The organism is Streptomyces sp. AF1A, assembly GCF_047340315.1.
GTDB lineage: Bacteria > Actinomycetota > Actinomycetes > Streptomycetales > Streptomycetaceae > Streptomyces.
Genome location: NZ_JBLEBI010000389.1, coordinates 1 through 397, shown reverse-complemented (window position 1 = coordinate 397; position 397 = coordinate 1). Strand labels below are relative to the sequence as shown.

The following is a 397-nucleotide window of genomic DNA, read 5'->3' as shown; positions in this document are numbered from 1 at the left end:
CCTCAACACCATCCGCCGCCGGCACCCGGCGCTACAGCGCCTGCGCAACCTCCGTTTCCACCGGACCGACAGCGACGCCGTGCTCGCCTACAGCAAGAGCACGGGGGCGGACACGGTCATCGTGGTCGTCAACCTCGACCCCCACCACACCCAGGAGACCACGGTCTCGTTGGACATGCCGCAACTCGGCCTGGACTGGGACGCCGCCCTGACCGTGCACGACGAACTGACGGGCGAGACGTACCGCTGGGGCAGCACCAACTACGTGCGCCTGACGCCCGGCAGCGCGCCGGCGCACGTGCTCCACGTCGGGCGATCGACGCCCCAGATCGGAGGGCCCGCAGCGTCATGACCGTCAACGAACCGGTACTGGACACGTTCGAGGACACTCCCGCGA

At 69.3% G+C, this 397-nt stretch carries 1 protein-coding gene; it reads left to right on the top strand.

Annotation, left to right across the window (positions count from 1 at the left end):
* A partial coding sequence (locus tag ACLU3S_RS37045; protein ID WP_413956363.1) for a DUF3459 domain-containing protein occupies window positions 1-352 on the top strand: 352 nt, incomplete at its 5' end.
* Between the last annotated feature and the right edge of the window lie 45 nt (window positions 353-397).